This window comes from Pseudomonas sp. Ant30-3 (assembly GCF_000690905.1).
Classification (GTDB): Bacteria; Pseudomonadota; Gammaproteobacteria; order Pseudomonadales; family Pseudomonadaceae; genus Aquipseudomonas.
Genome location: NZ_JMCL01000222.1, coordinates 1 through 2,870 on the forward strand (window position 1 = coordinate 1; position 2,870 = coordinate 2,870).

General features: G+C 65.5%; 2 protein-coding genes and 1 pseudogene. All 3 read right to left on the reverse strand.

Annotated features, from left to right (window positions below; all coding sequences use genetic code 11):
• Positions 1-183 precede the first annotated feature (183 nt).
• Positions 184-498, reverse strand: coding sequence for a DUF736 domain-containing protein (locus DU29_RS0128960; RefSeq protein ID WP_028624809.1), 315 nt, complete (start codon positions 496-498; stop codon positions 184-186).
• Between the two features lie 775 nt (positions 499-1,273).
• Positions 1,274-1,483, reverse strand: coding sequence for a hypothetical protein (locus DU29_RS0128965; RefSeq protein WP_028624810.1), 210 nt, complete (start codon positions 1,481-1,483; stop codon positions 1,274-1,276).
• Positions 1,484-1,544: 61 nt separating this feature from the next.
• Positions 1,545-2,870 (reverse strand): annotated as a pseudogene (locus DU29_RS0128970) (chromosome partitioning protein ParB); the annotation flags it as partial.

Here is a 2,870-nt window from a genome sequence, read left to right on the forward strand (position 1 = left end):
GGGGCGGTGGAAATTCCAAGCGATTTCGCCGGTGTTGTTTGGGAGACGATGGATAGCGGCGGGGGCTGGAAACAGGCACTCGCGCGTGAGCTTGAAGCTGCCGGTCATAGCATCGACTGGAATAAGGTCATGCGTGCATAGAGTTGTGCCCCGCCGTAATGGGCGGGGCGCGGTGAGCGACTATCAGGCGGCCTTGGGCTTGCTGCGCGACCAGATCAGGTCGTGCGTGCCGTCCTCGCCTTCGATCAGGCGGGCATAGACCGTTGCAGGGAACGATGGATCGTCAAGGGTCACGGACACATAAGGGCGTCCGGCCTCGCTGGTCTTTTTCCACGCTGCGCCGATGTCGTGGCCAGCCGCTTGCAGGCGGTAGTCGGGTGCGCTTTCGTTGTCACCCTTGTCGTTGGGAACCAGCTTGACCTTGACGTTGAGCGTCAGGGTGCGAAGCGTGCCGGTGAAGCCGTCTTTCTCTGCGGTGAAGGTGCCAATGTTAGCCATGATGATTTCTCCTTTCGGGTTGAACAAGGTCGCGCCAGTGCGTCCTTGTTGTGATCCGCCCGGCGGGGGATGGGCTGGCCGCACCGCGGAGCGGTCGCAACAACGTGGAGAACCTGGAGGCGAAAAGAATTTGTCCCGCGAGGAATGCGCGCAGCGTAGGGGAAATTGTTTTCGCCGCAATGTTGCGGTCATAAAGCCCAATGCGCAGCCGCGCCACCGCCAGGATTCACGACAAGCCAAGGACGCACGGGTCGCCTCTCCCGAATGGAGACATGACCGACTCGGCATCCCCGTATGACAACCTCACCGGCTTGTTCCCTGACGCGGCCAGGTCAATGCCCCAGCAACAAGGTACGAGCGCTCCTGCCACAACTTGCGGCCACATGCTTGATGCGTGGCGTGGAAGCTCCACATCGAGGCCAGGTGGTGTGTCGGTGAACCGTCCTTCGTGACGTACAGGCAACGAACCGCCAGCGTCGAGCACGGCACGCTTTCGTGCAACCTGCCGCAGCAAGCCGGGGCGTAGCCCCACAAGCGCCGCCCATTGCGGCGAGGTGCTGTCGGAATGTCGGCGGCGCGTGCGCCGCTGCACTTGCATGGCTTCAATGGTTTTTGCGCAAAAAGCGACTTGTGCGCGGCCCCTTTGCCGCCTGACCGAAGGCGGTAAAGGGGCGTTTTGGCTTTGAGCCTTGAAACCGGGCGCGGCCACCGCCGCGCCCGGATTTTTGGCATTCCCCGCGCCCAAGACGGAACGGCTTGGGCGCGGAGCTGCTCCCTATTCTTTGGTTTCGATGATCCACCACACGGCACGCGGCAAGGCGCGGCCCGTGATGGGGTGTAGGTCGGTCAGGTCGGCACGGGCTGTCCAGCCGCGAGGCGGACGGTAGCCCCGCACGTCGCTATCGCCATGCCAGCGGCGGGCGCGTACCGTGCCGGGGGCATAGGTCGCGGCCATGCGCGGACGGTTCGTGGTGTCGTGGCTCATAGGGGAATCCTCGGCATGAAAGCGCCCCGGCCGGAACCGGGGCGCTATCTGTGGTACGGGGTCAAACGGCCAGTGCCTCGGCCTGCGTCTGCTCATCCGCCACGGCGGCGGCTTCCTCCGGCGCTTCGGCTGCCTCGTCCGTCACCACCTCCTGCGCGGCCTGCTGCGTGGCTTCGGCGGCGAAGATTGCGGGCATCCAGCCAGTTCCATCGGCCAGCCGTTCGGCTTCGCTGGCAATGTCGCCTTTTTTCAACTTCGCCAGCCGGGTGACGTGCTCCGGTGCGAATTCGCCCACGGCTTCCAGAATCGCGGCCTTCGGCACATGCTGGAAATAGCCGTCTGCGGTCGGTTGCCACCATGCCGCCATGTCCAGCGCCACGGCCTGCGCCAGTTCAGCGCCGGGCTGGTGCTGCGTGGCGCGGAGCGTCACCACATCGACCGTGGATGCCACGCATACGGCCAGCAGGCGCACCAGTTCATCCTGCGACTTAGCCAGCAGTGCGGCGAACAGTTCGGCGCTGTCCTCCGGCAAGGCTTCACCCGCTACCTGTTGCAGTTCGCGCAGTGCCACGGCGGCGGGCGATTCCGGCCAGTCCGGGGCCATGCCTTCCAGCCGATCCTGCTGGGCCAGCTTCACGCCCAGCGGCAGATCGTGGCCGTAGTGGCTGCCTTGCAAGACAGTCTGCACCATGCCATGCACCAGTGCGGCCAGCGCTACCTGCGGATGCCGGGCTACTTCGATTTGCAGCGCGGCGGTACGGTGGGCACTCAACCGCTGCGCCAGCCGGTCGGACATGGCGGCGGGCTTAGGGGCGTCGCCCGCTTCCTCGCCGGTGTCGTCGTTCCCGGCTTCGCCCTCGCTGCCGAAACCTTGCCGCAGTCGTTCAAGCGTGCGCAGTGCCTTGGCTTGCGCTTCGCGCAGCAGGCCACGATGAATCACGGCCTGCCCGTTGCTGTCGATGGTGACGATGGCACCGGCGGCAGCTTTGACGGCTTCCCCATAGTCCTGCAAGCCATCTTCCAGCGCCTGCAACTGTACGCCCAGGTGTTCGCCTTCCTCCTGCAAGGCATCGGCCTTTTCTTCATCGTCGGCGTCCAGGGCGGCATCCACGGCCTCGGCCAGCGCCTGCATCTTGGCTTGCAGGTTCTCGATGCGTTGGGCTTCGCGCTTGTTCGGGCTCCGGCGCTGCCTCGGGGCGCGCTGGAAGGCTTGCAGGTCGGCATGGGTCGTGCCGGGGGTGGCATCCACCCATGCCCAGCCTTCGGCCTTCACCTCGGCGGCAAGGCTGGCCAGCTTGTCCTGCGCCAGCCGTTCCAGCAGCGTGGCATCGGTCAGATACACGCCGCTATCGGCTTCCGCGAACAGATCGCGGCGGGTGCCACCCCC

Coding starts and splice junctions, on each gene's coding strand:
- DU29_RS0128960 (WP_028624809.1), bottom strand. CDS start 498: ATGGCTAACATTGGCACCTTCACCGCAGAGAAAGACGGCTTCACCGGC.
- DU29_RS0128965 (WP_028624810.1), bottom strand. CDS start 1,483: ATGAGCCACGACACCACGAACCGTCCGCGCATGGCCGCGACCTATGCC.